The 16,746-nt window shown below is 63.0% G+C and carries 14 protein-coding genes and 1 pseudogene; 8 read left to right on the top strand and 7 right to left on the bottom strand.

Features of this window, described 5'->3' with window-relative positions; translation table 11 throughout:
* Positions 1-232 precede the first annotated feature (232 nt).
* The 7 genes from lptF (at position 233) to ACG873_RS06925 (ending at position 8,191) form a co-directional block, all read left to right on the top strand.
* Entirely contained in the window at positions 233-1,435 is a 1,203-nt protein-coding gene (gene lptF / locus ACG873_RS06955; protein WP_394891062.1) for an LPS export ABC transporter permease LptF, read from the top strand.
* Entirely contained in the window at positions 1,432-2,517 is a 1,086-nt protein-coding gene (gene lptG / locus ACG873_RS06950; RefSeq protein ID WP_394891061.1) for an LPS export ABC transporter permease LptG, read from the top strand. Before lptF ends, lptG begins: the two co-directional genes overlap by 4 nt.
* 11 nt (positions 2,518-2,528) lie before the next feature.
* Positions 2,529-4,964, top strand: coding sequence for an LPS-assembly protein LptD (locus ACG873_RS06945; RefSeq protein WP_394891060.1), 2,436 nt, complete (start codon positions 2,529-2,531; stop codon positions 4,962-4,964).
* Positions 4,965-5,056: 92 nt separating this feature from the next.
* A complete protein-coding gene (locus tag ACG873_RS06940; protein ID WP_394891059.1) occupies positions 5,057-5,992 on the top strand; it encodes a SurA N-terminal domain-containing protein in 936 nt (311 codons plus the stop codon).
* Between the two features lie 6 nt (positions 5,993-5,998).
* A complete protein-coding gene (pdxA, locus tag ACG873_RS06935; protein ID WP_394891058.1) occupies positions 5,999-7,018 on the top strand; it encodes a 4-hydroxythreonine-4-phosphate dehydrogenase PdxA in 1,020 nt (339 codons plus the stop codon).
* Positions 7,018-7,842 (top strand): 16S rRNA (adenine(1518)-N(6)/adenine(1519)-N(6))-dimethyltransferase RsmA, encoded by an 825-nt coding sequence (rsmA, locus tag ACG873_RS06930; RefSeq protein ID WP_394891057.1) that lies wholly within the window; start codon positions 7,018-7,020, stop codon positions 7,840-7,842. The genes pdxA and rsmA overlap by 1 nt, the downstream gene beginning before the upstream one ends.
* Positions 7,843-7,849: 7 nt before the next feature.
* On the top strand, positions 7,850-8,191 hold the full coding sequence (locus tag ACG873_RS06925; protein WP_394891056.1) for an ASCH domain-containing protein: 342 nt from the start codon (positions 7,850-7,852) through the stop codon (positions 8,189-8,191).
* 11 nt (positions 8,192-8,202) lie between these two features.
* Here the strand turns inward: ACG873_RS06925 and gmk are convergent, their stop codons facing one another.
* The 7 genes and pseudogenes from gmk to fabD all read right to left on the bottom strand — a co-directional run bounded on the left by gmk (position 8,203) and on the right by fabD (position 14,623).
* Positions 8,203-8,859, bottom strand: a complete 657-nt coding sequence (gene gmk, locus ACG873_RS06920; RefSeq protein WP_394891055.1) for a guanylate kinase — start codon at positions 8,857-8,859, stop codon at positions 8,203-8,205.
* 6 nt (positions 8,860-8,865) lie between these two features.
* Positions 8,866-9,756 (bottom strand): YicC/YloC family endoribonuclease, encoded by an 891-nt coding sequence (locus tag ACG873_RS06915; RefSeq protein ID WP_394891054.1) that lies wholly within the window; start codon positions 9,754-9,756, stop codon positions 8,866-8,868.
* A gap of 84 nt (positions 9,757-9,840) precedes the next feature.
* A pseudogene (mltG, locus tag ACG873_RS06910) lies at positions 9,841-11,027 on the bottom strand (endolytic transglycosylase MltG).
* Between the two features lie 100 nt (positions 11,028-11,127).
* Positions 11,128-12,390, bottom strand: a complete 1,263-nt coding sequence (gene fabF, locus ACG873_RS06905; RefSeq protein ID WP_394891053.1) for a beta-ketoacyl-ACP synthase II — start codon at positions 12,388-12,390, stop codon at positions 11,128-11,130.
* A gap of 34 nt (positions 12,391-12,424) precedes the next feature.
* A complete protein-coding gene (locus ACG873_RS06900) occupies positions 12,425-12,661 on the bottom strand; it encodes an acyl carrier protein (protein ID WP_008836051.1) in 237 nt (78 codons plus the stop codon).
* A 219-nt stretch (positions 12,662-12,880) separates the two neighbouring features.
* On the bottom strand, positions 12,881-13,618 hold the full coding sequence (fabG, locus tag ACG873_RS06895) for a 3-oxoacyl-[acyl-carrier-protein] reductase (protein WP_394891052.1): 738 nt from the start codon (positions 13,616-13,618) through the stop codon (positions 12,881-12,883).
* A 63-nt stretch (positions 13,619-13,681) separates the two neighbouring features.
* Positions 13,682-14,623: an ACP S-malonyltransferase gene (gene fabD, locus ACG873_RS06890; protein ID WP_394891051.1), complete on the bottom strand. Its 942-nt coding sequence runs from the start codon at positions 14,621-14,623 to the stop codon at positions 13,682-13,684.
* 184 nt (positions 14,624-14,807) lie between these two features.
* On the opposite strand from fabD, the gene ACG873_RS06885 reads away from it, so the two are divergent.
* A complete protein-coding gene (locus tag ACG873_RS06885) occupies positions 14,808-16,733 on the top strand; it encodes an LTA synthase family protein (RefSeq protein ID WP_394891050.1) in 1,926 nt (641 codons plus the stop codon).
* Positions 16,734-16,746: the final 13 nt, after the last annotated feature.

Genomic DNA, 16,746 nt, shown 5'->3' with positions numbered 1-16,746 from the left:
GACCCTTTCGGTGGTCGGGCGCGGATCGCGTTAACGCGCGATTCACCATTCGCGTTGGCACTTCCTTATCCAATAGTAGGGACAATTTAAGCATGCCGGAATATCGAGACGGGACGGATACCAATTCGAGCCGGTTGTGCTCCCGTTCTCCGACGGGTAATTTGCGCGCGTATCTGGTTGCGGGAACGGTCCGCGGCAGGACAATTGTCGCCGGAACGGAATCGCGCATCTCATGAAGGTCGTCGAACGCTATATACTGCGTCGCACGCTCGAAGTTTTCGTCGCGGCGCTGTTCTGGACGCTTGCGATCGTCTGGACCACGCAGGTTCTGGCGCGCATCGATCTCGTGACCGACAGCGGCCAGTCGGCCCTCACCTTCTTCGAGATCGCGACGCTGATCCTGCCGTCGATTATCCCGATCATCATTCCGTTCGCCTTGATCATCGCCGTCGCGCAGACTCTAAGCGTGATGAACACCGATTCGGAACTGGTTGTCATCTCCGCCGCCGGCGCTTCTCGCATGATGATCGTCCGCCCCATTATCCTGCTCGCGCTGATGGCAAGCGTCTTTTCCTTCGCGGTCGACAACGGCGTCGATCCCTACGCGCGCGAACGCGGCCGCCAACTGGTCGCCGCGGCGAGGGCCGATCTCCTGTCGCTGGTCATCCAGGAAGGAACCTTCCGCAAGGTCGACGAGGGCCTGTTCGTACAGGTCGGCGAACGGCTGCCGGACGGCCAGCTCGGCAGCATATTCGTCGCCGATTCGCGCGAGGAAGGCATCGATCTGGTTTATTACGCCAAGAAAGGCGCCGTCGTCGAAAGTGAAGACAAGAGCCTGCTGGTGATGGCGGATGGCGTGGTGCACCGAAAGACGCCGGCAGGCGAGGTTTCCGTCATCCGCTTCACCTCCTACGCCTTCGACCTGTCCGCCTTCTCCTCGTCCAGCGGCAACATCACGATGTTTCCGAAGGACCGGACAATCGCATATCTGCTCGATCCCGATCCAAACGATCCCGTCTTCCAGCAGAAGCCGCAATCGTTCCGTGCCGAACTGCACAGGCGCTTCACGGAATGGCTTTATCCGCTGGTCTTCGCCTTGATAGCGCTCGCGGTCGCCGGCGACGCGCGCTCCCACCGCGAGGCGCAGATCAACCCGCTGATCACCTCCATCACCATTGCCCTTTTTGTCCGCTGGCTCGGTTTCTTCGCGACAAACCAGGCGCAGTCCTCGGCTGCTTTCACCCCGTTCGCCTATGCGGTGCCCCTCGTCGCCTCGGCCGTTGCGATCTGGTTCATCCAGAGCAACCGCACGATGGAGGTGCCCGTCGCCTGGACCGACCAGGGCCTGGCTTTGAGCCGTCGCGTGAACGAGGGTATGGCCCGGTTCTGGACCAGGCTTTTCGGACGCCGCGCCGCCTCCGGTGGAGGCGTGTGATGGGCTGGACGCTTGGACGCTATTTCTTCATCCGCTATTCGGCCATTACCGCATGGTTCTTCGTCGGCATCTTCGCGCTGGTTTTCCTTATCGATTTCACGGAATTCTCCAGCCGTACCTCAGGGCTGCCCAACTTCACCTTCCGTACTGCCGTCGCCGTTTCGGCGCTGCGGGTTCCCATGATCATGCAGCAGACGGTGCCCTTCGTTGCGCTGTTCTCCGCCATGGCCACGCTGATATCGCTCAACCGCAAGTATGAACTGGTCATCGCCCGTTCCGCCGGGATCTCGGCGTGGCAGTTCCTGTTGCCGGCCTGTATCGGCGCGCTGCTTTTCGGCATCCTGACCGTCGGCGTGCTCAATCCAATCGCCGCCTACGGCTTTTCTCGCTCCGAATTTCTCGAAACCACCATTCGCTCGGGCCATTCCAATCAGATCTCCGCCTTCTCGGCGCCTTGGATCCGGCAGAAGGCCAACAATGTCGATACCATCATCGGCGCGCGCGCCGTCCTGAACCAGGGCCTCGAACTCTCTGACGCGGTGTTTTTCGAGATCGGCGCCGACGGCGAGATCGTCGAGCGCAAGGACGCGGTGCGCGCCTATCTGCGCGACGGCTACTGGGAACTGAACGACGTGAAGCGCTATCGCGGCGGCGCGGCCGAATCGCTCGAGCAGGATCGCGTCGCGACGAATCTCAAACCGGAGTTCGTACAGGAAAGATTGGCGCGGCCTGAAACGATTCCCTTCTTCGACCTGCCGAGCACGATCGAGGTGGCCCGTTCCTTCGGCCTCCGGGCCAACGCTTTCGCCATGCAATTCCATTCTTTGATGGCGCTTCCGCCGCTTCTCGTGGCCATGACGCTGATCGCCGCAACAGTGTCGATGCGGTTCGCCAGAATGGGGCAGTCGGCGACGATGATTCTGGGTGGCGTCCTCGCCGGGTTTCTGCTTTATGTCGTTTCGGTATTGGTAAAAGCGTTTGGCAATGCGGGATTCGTGCCACCCTTTGTTGCGGCCTGGCTTCCGGTTGTCGTAGCATTGTTTTTCGGGGTGACGTTCCTGCTCTACAAGGAGGACGGTTAGTGGGGTTGGCGGTGACATCTGACCGCAAATCGGCCTGTTTGGCGCGCCTGTATGGCGCGACGGCGCTTGCCTGCGTTTTCATTTACGTTCTGCCTGCCGCGCTCCTCTCCGCGCAGGAACTGCCCGACATCGGCGAGAGCGTTCCGGAAGGCAGCCAGATGCTGCTGGAAGCCGATACGCTGGTTTACGACAACGACGCCAACACGGTTACCGCCGTCGGCGGCGTGCAGATCGACTACGGCGGCAATCGCCTGGTCGCGCAGCGTGTCACCTATGACCGCAAGACCTCGCGGCTGATCGCCAGCGGCAATGTCGAGATCGTCGACAGCAGCGGCACCAAGATCTTCTCCGACGAGATCGACATCACCGACGATTTCGGCGACGGCTTCGTCAACGCGCTGCGTGTCGAAACGGTGGACAAGACCTACTTCGCGGCCGAAAGCGCGGAGCGTAAGGGCGGCGTGCTGACCACTTTCAACAACGGCGTCTACACGGCCTGCGAACCCTGCGAGGAAAAGCCGGACCAAGCGCCGATCTGGCGAATCAAGGCGCGCAAGATCATCTGGGACGGACGCGCCAAGACCGTGCGCTTCGAGAATTCCCGTTTCGAGTTCTTCGGTTTCCCGCTAGCCTTCCTGCCTTCCTTCGAGATCGCCGACCCGACGGTGAAGCGCAAGAGCGGTTTCCTGTTCCCAGGCATAAACTACAAAAGCGAGCTTGGTGTCGGCGTATCGATCCCCTACTACCTCGCTCTGTCGCCGACCTATGACTTGACGCTCACCGGGACCGGATACACCAAGCAAGGTTTTCTCGGCGAAGCTGAATGGCGCCAGCGCTTCAACAACGGCGAATACACTCTGAAGATCGCCGGCATCCACCAGAACGATCCGGAAGCCTTTAACGACACCGGCGAGAACGTCGATTCCGGCCGCGAAGACGACCCCAACAAATTCCGCGGCATGGTCGGCACCACTGGGCGCTTCGACATTAATCCGCGCTGGGTGTTCGGTTGGGAGGCGCTTGTCCAGACCGACAAGAATTTCTCCCGCACCTATGAGATCGACGGGTATTCGGATTCCACCCACCAATCCGAAATCTACCTGGTCGGCCTGCATGATCGGAACTATTTCGACCTGAGGGGAGTGTACTTCCAGGTCCAGGAAGACCGGTTCAACAGCGACCCCGATTCCATCAGCGAAAAGCAGCCTTGGGTGCTTCCGTCGTTCGACTATTCCTACACGCCGGACGCTCCGCTGGCAGGCGGCGAACTCAACATCGACGTCAATGCCCGCACCATCCTTCGCGATGAGCTCGATCGTGTCATACCCAGTGCCTTGACGCCCGACCCAAAATCCGACGTCATCCGCGGCATCGATGGTAATTCGACCCGGATTACGGCCGAAGCCGAGTGGAAGCGCTCCTTCGTCACTGATGGTGGTCTGGTGGTAACGCCGCTCCTGCATTTCCAGAGCGACGCGACCTATGCGAGCTATTCGAACGCTTCGCTCGACGCCATCAACGACATGGCAGGCGATCCCGATATCGGCGTCGCCGCCGACATTCGCTCCGCCTATTACCGCGCCATGGCCACTGCCGGCCTCGAACTGCGCTGGCCTGTCCTGTTCTCCACCACCAGCGCCACTCATGTGTTGGAGCCGATGGCCCAAGTGTTCGCCCGCCCGGATGCGGCTTACGAAGAGACGCTCGGCCTTCCTAATGAGGACGCGCAGAGCTTCGTCTTCGACGCTTCGACGCTGTTCGAACGCGACAAATTCTCCGGTTACGACCGCATTGAGGGCGGCTCGCGCGCCAATATCGGCCTGCGTTATTCCGGCGCCTTCGGCAATGGCTGGGCAACCAACGCGCTCTTTGGCCAGTCCTATCAGCTGGGCGGCGACAATCCGTTCGCGGCGGCTGACCTCGTCAATGTCGGCGCCTATTCGGGCCTCGATACCGATACATCGGATTATGTCGGCCTCGTAGGTTTCACCACCCCGGTCGGCCTGTCCGCATCCACCAGCGCGCGCTTCGACGAGCAGAGTTTCGAGGTGCGGCGCGCCGAAGTGAAGGTCGGCTATGCGGGGACGCCCATTTCGGTCACGGCCAAATACGCCTTCATCCAGGCTCAGCCGCTCTATGGCTTCTCCGACGACCGCCGCGAGGTCACGCTTGCCGCCTCGGGCCGTTTCCACGAGAACTGGCGGGCCTTCGGTTCAGGCACCTACGATTTTGAATCCGGCGTTCTGGTCCGGGATCTGATCGGCTTCGCCTATGACGACGAGTGCTTCACTTACATGATGACGTTGTCGACAAAACGCGATCCGAACCGCATCGAATCTGAGCGAGAACCGGACGAGCGTTCGATCGGCTTCAACATCTCGTTCCGCACGCTTGGCGACTTCGGATCTTCAACAAGCACGTTGGCCGATACATTCGGGGAAGAGTGACCGCCTGACCGCGGTCATCGTTTCGCCGCATAGGCTGGGCATCACGGCTCAAGTCCATCAAGAACAAAAGCGGAATGCGGGGAGTATCTGGCATGTTTTCGATCAGGAAGTACCTGTTTTCGGCAAGTTTCGCTATTGCAGTTGCCGCCGCGGTCCCAGCTGCGGTGATCGCCCTGCCCGCGGCGGCCAGCGAGATCAAATACGTCGTCAACAACGTTCCCGTGACGACCTACGACATCCAGCGCCGCGCCGCCTTCCTGAAGCTGCAGAACCGCAAGGGCAACCTCAACAAGATGGCTGCCGACGAGATGGTCGAGCAGACACTGCGGGTCGCCGAGATCAATCGGCTCGGGATCAGGATCACCGATGAGGCGGTGGACGCCGCGTTCAAACGTTTCGCCGGCTCCAACAAGCTTTCGCCCACTCAGATGGCCGGAATCCTCGACCAGAACGGCATCACCCAGCAGCACTTCAAGGACTTCATCCGCGCCCAGATGGGATGGAATCAGGCGCTTTCGTCGCGTTTCAAGTCGCAAGGCGGCACGATGAGCGAGCAGGACGTGGTGCGCCGTATGCTGCAGCAGGGCGGCAACAAGCCCAGCGCCACCGAATACATGCTGCAGCAAGTCATTTTCGTCGTGCCCGCGGCGGAAAAAGGCAAAATGGGTCAGCGCAAACGCGAGGCCGAGGCGATGCGCGCGCGCTTCAACGGCTGCGACAGCTCGCGTGAATTCGCCAAGGGTCTGATCGACGTGACCGTCCGCGATCTCGGCCGCGTGCTTGCGCCTGAACTTCCGCCGGAATGGGCCGACCAGATCAAGAAGACCCAAACCGGCAGCGCCACCGGCGTCAAGGAAACCGACCGCGGCGTAGAGTTCATCGGCATCTGCAGCAGCCGCGAGGTGTCGGACGACCGGGTCGCCAAGATGGTGTTCCAGTCCGAAACCAAGACCGACGACCAAGCCGGCGAACTGGACAAGAAGTACATTGCCGAGCTGCGGGAAAGAGCCCGCATCGTCGAACGCTAGCCCATTGTGGGCAGCATCAAACCGCCGCTGGCGCTGACGGCGGGCGATCCATCGGGGATTGGCCCCGAGATCGCCATTGCCGCGTGGCTTCGGCGCACGGAAAACACTGTTCCGCCGTTCTACCTCCTCAGCGATCCTGCCTCGGTTGCGGCATGCGCGCGGCGGCTTGGGCTGGATATCCCGATCGTCGAAACGATGCCCGAGGAATCTGCCGAGCGGTATCCCGAAGGTTTGCCGATAGTCCCGCTTGCGGCGCGCTTCGTCGATGCGCCCGGCCGGCCTGACAAGGCGAATGCGCAGGGCATCATCGAGGCGATCGACCGCGCCGTCTCGGATGTCATGTCGGGACTTGCGTCAGCAGTGGTAACCTGCCCGATCGCAAAGAAGCCGCTCTACGACGCAGGCTTCCGCTTTCCCGGCCATACCGAATACCTCGCCTATCTTTCGGCGACGAAGACTGGCGCGAAGGCGACTGCGGTGATGATGCTCGCCGGACCCGATCTGCGCGCCGTGCCGGTGACAATACACATAGCCCTTGCCGACGTGCCGGCCTCATTGACGCTGGAGGCCATCGTGGAGACGGCGCTGATCACCGCGCGCGATCTCAAAGCCCGCTTCGGCATCCCGAATCCGCGCCTGGCAGTCTCCGGCCTCAATCCGCATGCCGGCGAAGGTGGGGCAATGGGTGTCGAGGAGATTACGGTGATCCGCCCGGCCATTGAGGCCCTCCGGAGCCAAGGGGTCGACGCCGTCGGACCGCTGCCGGCCGACACCATGTTTCATCCGCGTGCGCGCGAACGCTACGACGCGGCGATCTGCATGTATCACGACCAGGCGCTAATCCCAGCCAAGGCGCTCGCCTTCGACGAGACCGTCAACGTCACGCTCGGCCTGCCCTTCATTCGCACCTCGCCCGACCACGGCACCGCCTTCGACATTGCCGGCAAGGGCATCGCCCGGCCCGACAGCCTGATCGCGGCGCTGAAGCTTGCGCGGCACCTCGCCGACAACGAAAGCAAGGCCTGATGAGCCTTGATGGCCTGCCGCCGCTACGCGACGTGATCGAGCGCCATGGGTTGCAGGCGAAGAAATCGCTCGGCCAGAATTTCCTGCTCGACCTCAATCTGACCGGCAAGGTCGCCCGCGCTGCCGGCGACCTGTCGCAAGCGACCGTCATCGAAGTCGGCCCCGGTCCCGGCGGCCTCACCCGCGCGCTTTTGATGAACGGAGCGGCCCGAGTCGTCACCGTCGAGCGCGACGAGCGCTGCCTGGCAGCCCTGGACGAGATCGCCGCGCACTATCCCGGCCGCCTCGAAACGATTTCCGGCGACGCGCTGAAGACCGATTTCGCGGCGATCGCCGGCAGCGGGCCGGTGAAGATCGTCGCCAACCTGCCCTACAATATCGGCACCGAACTTCTCGTGCGCTGGCTCACCGTTACCGAATGGCCGCCCTTCTATCAGTCGATGACCCTGATGTTCCAGCGCGAGGTGGCAGAGCGTATCGTGGCGAGGCCGGGCAGCGATTCCTATGGAAGGCTCGGCGTTCTCGCAGGCTGGCGTACCGATGCGAGGATCGCCTTCGACGTGCCGCCGCAGGCTTTTACGCCGCCGCCCAAGGTCACTTCCTCGGTGGTCCATCTGGTCCCGCGGCCGGCGCCGCTGCCGGCCGATGTCCGCACCCTTGGCCGTGTCACCGAGGCTGCATTCGGGCAGCGCCGCAAGATGCTGCGCCAGAGCCTCAAGGGCATCGAGGGCGTGCGCCTGCTCGAAGCAACCGGCATCGACGGAACCCGGCGCGCCGAGACGCTCAGCGTCGAAGAGTTCGTGGCGCTGGCCAACGCAGTGTGAGGCCGCAATGCAGACGCTAGGTGTCGTCGCACGCCTTTTCCCGCTGATCGAGGCCGGCGACAAGACGTCCACCATAAGATGGCGGGAGGCCCGAATCGCCCCCGGCTACCTGCGTTACGTTTGCGATGGAGATCCTGCCAAGACGGCCGTCGTGTGGGTCACCCGCTCCACGGACGTTCCACTGTCTAAAGCAGCCGCTTTCGTCGGACGGGAAGCGGAATGGCCGAAGGAAGTCATACTGGCTGGAATGCGCGAGCATTATCCGGAAATCCGGTGGGACGACATGGTGCAGATCGTCGAGCATCTGACGCCCGCCGAAACGCTCAAGCGTTCAGACTTTCCAGCATAGACCCGGTCGCTTTATGTGGTCTTCTCGTCCAGCAGCCCTGACACAAAGTCGAACAGGCCCGGCCGCCGGTCGCGCCGCAGCCTTTCGGCCGTGACGATCGCCCGCACCTCGGCGTAGGCATGGTTGAGATCGTTGTTGATGACGATGAAGTCGTATTCCTTCCAGTGCTCGATCTCGGTGCGGGCGTTGGTCAGCCGCGTTTCGATCACCGCCTCCTGGTCCTCGGCGCGGCGCTTCAGCCGCGCCTTCAGTTCGCGCATGGAAGGCGGCAGGATAAAGATCGAGACGATATCGGCGCGCATCTTTTCCTTGAGCTGCTGCGCGCCCTGCCAGTCGATGTCGAACAGCATGTCACGGCCTTCGGCCATCGCCTTTTCCACCGGCTCTCGCGGCGTCGCGTAGGAATTGCCGTGAACCTCGGCCCATTCCAACAGGGCATCCGAATCGCGCAGGCGGTCGAACTCGCGCTGCGAAACGAAGTGGTAATGTACGCCATCGATCTCGCTGGCGCGGCGCGGCCGCGTGGTCACGCTGACCGACAGGCTGAGATCGTGGTCCTTCTCCAGGAGATTGCGTGCGATGGTCGACTTGCCTGCGCCCGACGGCGACGACAGAACCAGCATCAGGCCGCGGCGGCGGATGGCTGGAGGAACAATATCCGCTGTCATTGGCTGCTATTCCAGATTCTGAACCTGTTCGCGGAACTGGTCGACGACCGCCTTCAGTTCCAGCCCGATGGCGGTCACCGTCGCCGCATTGGATTTCGAGCACAGAGTATTCGATTCGCGGTTGAATTCCTGCGCCAGAAAATCGAGCTTGCGCCCTACCGCGCCGCCGCCGTCGAGCAGCGCGCGTCCGGAAGCGACATGGGTTTTCAGCCGGTCGATCTCCTCGCGTATATCCGCCTTGGTGGCTAGGAACGCCGCCTCCTGGTGCAGCCGGCTCTCGTCGAGATTGGCCGATGCATCCATCAGCAGCGCGACCTGCTCGGCCATCCGTGCACGGATCGCCGCCGGGTCGCGCGAGGGGTCGGCTTCGGCCCGCAGCACCAGGACCTCGATCGTGTCGATATGGGCGGATAGGACCGTTCCAAGCGCCGCACCTTCCGCCAGCCTTGCTTGCTCGAGTCCCGCCAGGGCAAGGTCAAGCACGCCCAGCACCGCCGCGTCGACGGAGGCGCGCGCCTCCTCGGTCTCGGCCACTTCAGGAATGTCGAGCACGCCGCGCAGCGCCAGGAGCCCGTCGGCGCTGGCTGGTGCCAAGCCGAACTGCTCCTCCAGACGTTTTGCCAGTCCTGCCAGATCCTTCAGGAACGCTTCGTTGATGACAGGCTGCGCCAGCGTTCCCGCGGCCCGACCGACGGTCAGCGACGCCTGGATGTTGCCGCGCGAAAAGCGCTTCTGCACCAACTGCCTGACGAGAGGCTCCAGCCTCTCGTAACCCTGCTGCAGGCGCAGCCTGGCCTCGATGGTCTTGCCGTTGACCGATTTCAGCTCCCAGGCGATCGCCGCGCCGTCATGTTCGGCGGCGGCGCGCGAGAAGCCGGTCATGCTCTGCAGATTCATGGCGCGCCCCGCATCCCCAACGACAATGATCCGGAATGGACCACGCCTCAAATAACCCGATTCGACCCCAACGAACCTATTACGCTATTGCGCGGCGGCCGGCTCCGCCGCCCCGACGCCGGCAGCAGCTTTGGCCGCTTCGTCTGCCTGCTGCTTGCGGATCTTGCGCCAGCGTGCGACGTTTTCGTTGTGCTCTTCCAGAGTTTTGGCGAAGACATGCCCGCCAGTGCCGTCGGCAACGAAATAGAGGTCGTCGGTCTTCGACGGATTGGCCACGGCTTCGAGAGCGGCCTTGCCCGGATTTGCGATCGGCGTCGGCGGCAGCCCGTCGATCGTATAGGTATTGTAGGGCGTAGGCTTCTCGATATCAGACTGATAGATCGGCCGGTCAGCCGGCTTTCCGGAACCGCCGAACAGGCCGTAGATGATCGTCGGGTCCGATTGCAGCCGCATATTGTTTTTCAGCCGGTTGAGGAACACCGCGGCGACGCGCGAACGTTCGTCGCCCTTGCCGGTTTCCTTTTCGACGATCGAGGCCAGCGTGATGAACTCATTTATGTTGGCCAGTGGCAGGTCGGCGCGCGGCGCGCCCAGATTTCCTCGACCAGTTCCTTCTGGTGCGCCAGCATCTTGTCGATGATCTGCTTGCGCTCAGCGCCGCGCGTGAAACGCTGCGTGTCGGCAGCCAGCATGCCCTCCGGCGGAATCTCGGAAGGCATGTCGCCGGTCAACGCCTCGTGCTCGGCGATCTTGCGGAAAGCCTGCACGACCGTCAGCCCTTCCGGAATGGTCAGCGACTGCATCACCGACTTGCCGCTTTTCAGGATTTCCATGATGTCGCGCATCGAGGCGCCGGCCGCGATCTCGTATTCGCCGGCCTTCAGCTCGCCCTCGTTGCCGTAGGCGCGCACGCCGAGATGGAAGATGCGCGCGTCGCTGACCAACCCGCGCCGCTCGAGTTGGTCGGCGATCTCGATCAGCCCGCTCTTGGGCTTGACCAGAAAGGTCTGCGTCGTTTCCGACGGGCCGGGTCCGTCGAACTCGCGCTTGCCGAGATAAACGGCGAGGCCGGCCGCCAGCACAAGGAGCATCGCCGAAGAGACGATGAAGTTCATGAACACGACGATCTGGTTACGTGACGCGCGCGAGCGCTTCGGCGGCGGCGTTCCGACCTCGGGCCGCAAGACTTCGCTCGCCGTCTTCGGCACGATCGGTTTCGGCGCCTCGGCGCGCTGGCCGAACTCCCCAGGGTTCGCTGGATTGGTGTTCATATTGCCTCGATAATTCCCTTGCGCCGCCCCCGCCGCGCCATCATTTCTCAATCACCAGAGTATGGCAAAATTCGCGGCGAGGAAGGCGCTATCCCGGCGCTTAGCCATTGTAGCGCTGGAAAACCAGCGATGCGTTGGTGCCGCCGAAGCCGAAGGAATTCGACAGCGCGACATCGATCTGGCGCGCCCGCGGCTTGTGCGGCACGAGGTCGATCGCCGTCTCGCGTTCGGGATTGTCGAGATTGATGGTCGGCGGGGCAATATTGTCGCGGATGGCGAGAACCGAGAAGATCGCCTCGGCGGCGCCGGCCGCGCCGAGCAGGTGGCCGATCGACGATTTGGTCGACGACATCGAAACTTTGGAGGCCGCGTTGCCGATCAGCCTCTCGACTGCGCCGAGTTCGATCGTGTCGGCCATGGTCGAGGTGCCGTGGGCATTGATGTAGTCGACATCGGCGGGCGCCAGTCCGGCGCGCTTGAGCGCAGCGCCCATGCAGCGGAACGCACCGTCGCCATCGGCCGCCGGAGCGGTGATGTGATAAGCGTCGCCGGTCAGGCCGTAGCCGGTCACCTCGGCGTAGATTTTCGCGCCGCGCGCCTTGGCGTGCTCCAGTTCCTCCAGAACCACTACGCCGGCGCCCTCGCCCATGACGAAGCCGTCGCGGTCGCGGTCATAGGGGCGCGAGGCCGTCCCGGGCGCGTCGTTGCGGTCGGTCGACAGCGCCTTGCAAGCGGCGAAGCCCGCGAGCGACAGGCGCGTAACAGGGGATTCCGCGCCGCCGGCAAGCATCACGTCGGCGTCGCCGAAGATGATCAGCCGCGCGGCATCGCCGATCGCATGCGCACCCGTCGAACAGGCGGTCACTACCGCATGGTTCGGGCCTTTCAGTCCGTGCCGGATCGACACCTGGCCAGATACGAGATTGATGATGTTGCCGGGAATGAAGAACGGGCTGATGCGGCGCGGGCCGCGGTCCCTCAGCACCATGGCATTTTCGGCGATGCCGTCGATGCCACCTATGCCGGAGCCGATCATCACGCCGGTGGCGTTGCGGTCTTCGTCCGACTTCGGTTCCCAGCCGGAATCCTTTAGCGCCTCGTCGGCGGCCGCGATCCCGTAGAGGATGAAATCGCCGATCTTCCTGAGTTCCTTAGGCTCGAGATACGCCTCAGGGTTGAAGGTGCCGTTGCCGCCGTCGCCTCGAGGGATGACGTGCGCCACCTTGCAGGGGAGATCCTCGACCTCGAACTCGGTAATCCGCTTGGCGGCGCTGCGGCCAGTCAGCAGTTCGCGCCAGCCGTGTTCGACGCCCACGCCGAACGGCGAGAGCAGGCCCATGCCGGTGACGACTACTCGCCTCATCGCGGAATTCCCGAAGCTTGCGCCTGGCAAAGCGTCAGGCCGACGCCTTATCGATGTACTTCACGGCGTCGCCGACGGTCAGGATCGTCTCGGCCGCATCGTCCGGGATCTCGACGCCGAATTCCTCCTCGAAGGCCATGACGAGTTCAACCGTATCAAGGCTGTCGGCGCCGAGGTCGTCGATGAAGCTCGCCGCTTCCGTCACCTTCTCGGCTTCGACGCCGAGATGTTCGACAACGATCTTTTTGACGCGCTCTGCGGTGTCACTCATTTGGGCATCCTCGTCTGTGTGTTTGTCTGTCTTCGTTAGCGGCCGGAATGCCGCTAATCAAGCTGAAAGAATGTTCCCTGCAGGAACGCAACCGCCCGCGGCGCGACTGGTGCGAACCGCCGGGTTAAGCGCGGCATTACACGAAAAAACGCGCACGTCCAAGGCGAAAACGGCTTCTCAACCGACACCAGAGGTAAGGCTGTTGGATATCTCGCATCGCTAGATCATCGCCATGCCGCCATTCACGTGAATAGTCTGGCCCGTGATGTAAGCAGCCTCGTTGGAAGCGAGGTACGCCACCGCCGAGGCGACTTCCGCGCCGGTGCCCATGCGCCTGGCCGGGATGGCGGCCATGATCGCTTCCTTCTGCTTGTCGTTCAGCTTGTCGGTCATGGCCGATTCGATGAAGCCCGGCGCCACGCAATTCACCGTCACGCCGCGCGTCGCGATCTCCTGCGCCAGCGATTTCGACATGCCGATCATGCCTGCCTTGGAGGCGCAGTAGTTCGCCTGGCCGGGATTGCCGGTGACGCCGACCACCGAGGTGATGTTGATGATGCGGCCGTTGCGGCGGCGCATCATCGGATGGGTCAATTCCCGGGTGAGCCTAAACACCGCCGTCAGGTTGACTTCCATCACCGCATCCCAATCCGCGTCCGACATGCGGACAAAAAGCCCATCCTTGGTGATGCCGGCATTGTTGACCAGTATGTCGACGCCTTCGAGATCGGCTTCGGCCTTTGCGCCAAGCGCCTTGACCTCGTCGCGATTCGACAGGTTCGCCGGATATATTTTCACGCGGTCGCCGAGCTCGGCGGCCAGCGCCTCCAGCTTCTCCACCCGCGTGCCGTGCAGGCCGACCATCGCGCCCTGCGCATGCAGCGCGCGCGCCACCGCCTCGCCGATACCCCCGCTCGCCCCGGTGACGAGCGCCTTGCGGCCGGTCAGATCAAACATTTTTGACTCCCGTTCCAATTGATAGGGCACTCCCTTGGTAAGGGAGTGTTCTAGCTTAATCGTTCACCCTAACGCCGCAACCGCCGCCTCGACATCGGCCGGATTGTTGATCGCGCTGGTAGCGATCTCCTTGTTGATCCGCCGCGCCAGTCCTGAGAGCACTTTCCCTGCTCCCACTTCGTAAAGTGTCGTCACGCCATTGGCGCCGAACCATTCCACCGTCTCGCGCCAGCGCACGCGGCCGGTCACCTGCTCGACGAGGCGGGCGACGATCTGGTCCGGATCGCTAAGCGGCGTCGCCGAGACGTTCGACACCACTGGCACTGCCGGAGCACTTTTCTTCACGCTGGCCAGCGCTTCGCGCATCGTCTCTGCGGCCGGACCCATCAAAGCGGAGTGGAAGGGAGCGGAGACTGAAAGCATCAATGCCCGTTTGGCGCCTTTTTCGGTGCAGAGCCGGGCCGCGAGTTCGACCGCCGCCTTGGCGCCCGAAATCACCAGTTGTCCGCCGCCATTGTCGTTGGCGATCTGGCACACCGACCCCTTGGCGGCCTCCGTGCAGGCCGCCTCGACATCGCCCTGCTCCAGTCCGATGATCGCGGCCATTGCGCCTTCGCCGACCGGAACCGCAGCCTGCATCGCATCGCCGCGGATGCGGAGCAGCCGGGCGGCGTCGGCCACCGTGAACATGCCTGCGGCGGCAAGTGCGGAATATTCGCCGAGAGAATGGCCGGCAACATAGGAAACCTTGTCCTTCAGCGAGAAGCCTCGCGCCTCAAGCGCCCGCACCGCTGCGAGGGACACCGCCATCAGCGCGGGCTGCGCGTTGGCGGTCAGCGTCAAGGTCTCTTCCGGCCCTTCCCACATGATTTTCGAGAGCTTCTGGCCGAGCGCGTCATCAACCTCGTCGAATACCCGGCGTGCCTCGGGAAACGTGTCGGCGAGGTCCTTGCCCATTCCGACGGCCTGGCTCCCCTGCCCCGGAAAAGTGAATGCGACGGCCATGATCTCGCTCCGCGATTTCTTCTCCGCTGCCGTGTGGCGTGACGCGGGCCGGCGAGTCAAGCCCGTGCCTCCTGCTTTGGAACAAAGCGCTGCTGAACTTCTTATTTCCGCCACACGCGCTAGCTTCTGTGACGGAACAATGACAGTTGCATGACGTTTTTTATTACGCATTGAGGACATTAAGTTGGCAAAGATTGTCGCAGACCGGGTTTCGGCGACGCGGGAAGCCTCGGGAAAAGGGAATTTGGCCGAAACGCGGCGACGTGTCCGTCTATTGCGCATTGCCGGTTCGGCGGCGTTGACGCTCCTGGTTTCGGCAGTCCTGGTGTTTTCGGTCGAATGGATCGTGCGCGGCTCGCTCCCCGAAACGCTGCTTTTCTTCCAGCAGCCGTTCCGCCCCGGCTGGACCACCATCATCCTGTTTGCGCTGCTCATCGTCTTTTTCGACGCCCTGCTCGGCCGCGCCTATCACGCGCTGCTGGTGGTCGCGCCCGCTGTCCTGTTCCTAGCCTTTGTGGGTCATCAGAAAGCGCATTACCTCGGCGATCCGCTCTACCCGACCGATTTCCTCTATGCGCGCCAGATCGTGGAACTGACGCCGCTGCTGGTTCGCGAGCGCCCGCTGCTGGCAATCATGCTCGTCGTCACCACGATCGCCGCGATCGCGCTTCTGGTGGCGCTCTGGCGATTCTGGCGGCGCAAGGTTCCCGCCCTGCCGATGCGCGCCCGCGCCGCGCGGCTCGCGGTCGCTTTGCCGGCGTTGCTGTTCTTCGGCTCGATCATGGATTACGCGACCTTCTCCTGGGCGCGCGACCGGCTTCAGATCATCCCGATGATGTGGGACCAGAAGGAAAACTACGCCTCGAACGGCTTCGCCATCGCCTTTGCGCTCAACGTGCCGATGGCCAAGGTCAAGGCCCCTGAGGGCTATTCAAAGGAGGCGATAGAGGCCGTCAGGCGCCCCGTGGCCTCGGCGTCGGTTCCGCCGGAACGGCCCGACATCATCATCGTGATGAGCGAATCGTTCTGGGATCCCACCCGGCTGCCGGGCGTCACGATCACGCCCGACCCGGTTTCCAATGTCCGCGCGGTGCAGTCCGGGCATGTGTTTTCGCCGGAATTCGGCGGTATGACGGCCAATGTCGAATTCGAGGCGCTGACCGGCTTCTCAAATGCCTTCCTGCCCTATGGCAGCATTCCCTATCAGCAATATGTCCGCGAGCCACTGCCCTCGCTCGCCACCTTCCTGAAGAGTCAGGGTTACGCCACCCGCGCAATCCACCCGTTCGAAGGCTGGTTCTGGAATCGCACGCCGGTTTATGAGGCATTCGGCTTCGACAGCTTCATGTCGGAAGAGAACCTGCCGCCGCTGGCCACGCGCGGACCGCTCGTCTCCGATGCCGCCCTCACGGAAGAAATCATCCGCCAGGCCGAAGTGACCGCCGAGCCGTTCTTCTTCTTCGCCGTGACGCTGCAGAGCCATGGCCCCTACGAGCCGAACCGCTACCCCACCACCAGCCACAAGGTCGAAACCTCGGTGAGCGCCTGGAGCAGGGGTTCGATCCTGACCTTCGCCGAGGGAGCCGCCGATGCCGACCAGGGCCTGGCTCGGCTGATCGAGTGGGCTGAAAAGCGAGAGCGCCCAACCGTCATCGCCTTCTTCGGCGACCATTTGCCGCCGCTCGGCCCCGTCTTCGTCGAGACCGGGTTCATGAAAAACCCGGTCGCCGAGCGCAAGGCGCCACTCGCGAAAATGCGCATCCAGCACGAAACGCCGCTGGTGATCTGGTCGAACCGCAAGGGTCCGGTCGACCATCTCGGCTCGATCAGCCCGTCCTTCCTGCCGCTCCACGTGCTGGAGACGGCCGGCATGAGCCACCCCTATTACACCGGCTTCCTCGGCGAGATGCGCCAGCGTTATCGCGTCGTGGACCGCAACGTGCTCGTGACGCCGCGGGGCATGGCGACATTCGACTGGGGGCGGGCGAAGGAGATCGATCCGGCTATCCGCGACTTCCGCCTGCTGCAATTCGACATCATGTTCGGCAAGCGCCACGGCGAGAAGGCTTTCTTCCCGGCGCCGAAAAAGGAAAAGCGAAGCACTAGTTGAGTCCTGGTGAAGG

It is taken from the genome of Allomesorhizobium aridi (genome assembly GCF_043769475.1).
Taxonomy (GTDB): domain Bacteria; phylum Pseudomonadota; class Alphaproteobacteria; order Rhizobiales; family Rhizobiaceae; genus Allomesorhizobium.
The sequence above is the reverse complement of the archived record's forward strand: the minus strand, read 5'-3'. Positions and strand labels throughout refer to the sequence as shown.

Excerpts from the sequence above, each read along its gene's own strand:
- lptF (WP_394891062.1), top strand. The coding sequence starts at position 233 with ATGAAGGTCGTCGAACGCTATATACTGCGTCGCACGCTCGAAGTTTTC.
- ACG873_RS06940 (WP_394891059.1), top strand. The coding sequence starts at position 5,057 with ATGTTTTCGATCAGGAAGTACCTGTTTTCGGCAAGTTTCGCTATTGCA.
- rsmA (WP_394891057.1), top strand. The coding sequence starts at position 7,018 with ATGAGCCTTGATGGCCTGCCGCCGCTACGCGACGTGATCGAGCGCCAT.
- ACG873_RS06925 (WP_394891056.1), top strand. The coding sequence starts at position 7,850 with ATGCAGACGCTAGGTGTCGTCGCACGCCTTTTCCCGCTGATCGAGGCC.
- gmk (WP_394891055.1), bottom strand. The coding sequence starts at position 8,859 with ATGACAGCGGATATTGTTCCTCCAGCCATCCGCCGCCGCGGCCTGATG.
- ACG873_RS06915 (WP_394891054.1), bottom strand. The coding sequence starts at position 9,756 with ATGAATCTGCAGAGCATGACCGGCTTCTCGCGCGCCGCCGCCGAACAT.
- fabF (WP_394891053.1), bottom strand. The coding sequence starts at position 12,390 with ATGAGGCGAGTAGTCGTCACCGGCATGGGCCTGCTCTCGCCGTTCGGC.
- ACG873_RS06900 (WP_008836051.1), bottom strand. The coding sequence starts at position 12,661 with ATGAGTGACACCGCAGAGCGCGTCAAAAAGATCGTTGTCGAACATCTC.
- fabG (WP_394891052.1), bottom strand. The coding sequence starts at position 13,618 with ATGTTTGATCTGACCGGCCGCAAGGCGCTCGTCACCGGGGCGAGCGGG.
- fabD (WP_394891051.1), bottom strand. The coding sequence starts at position 14,623 with ATGGCCGTCGCATTCACTTTTCCGGGGCAGGGGAGCCAGGCCGTCGGA.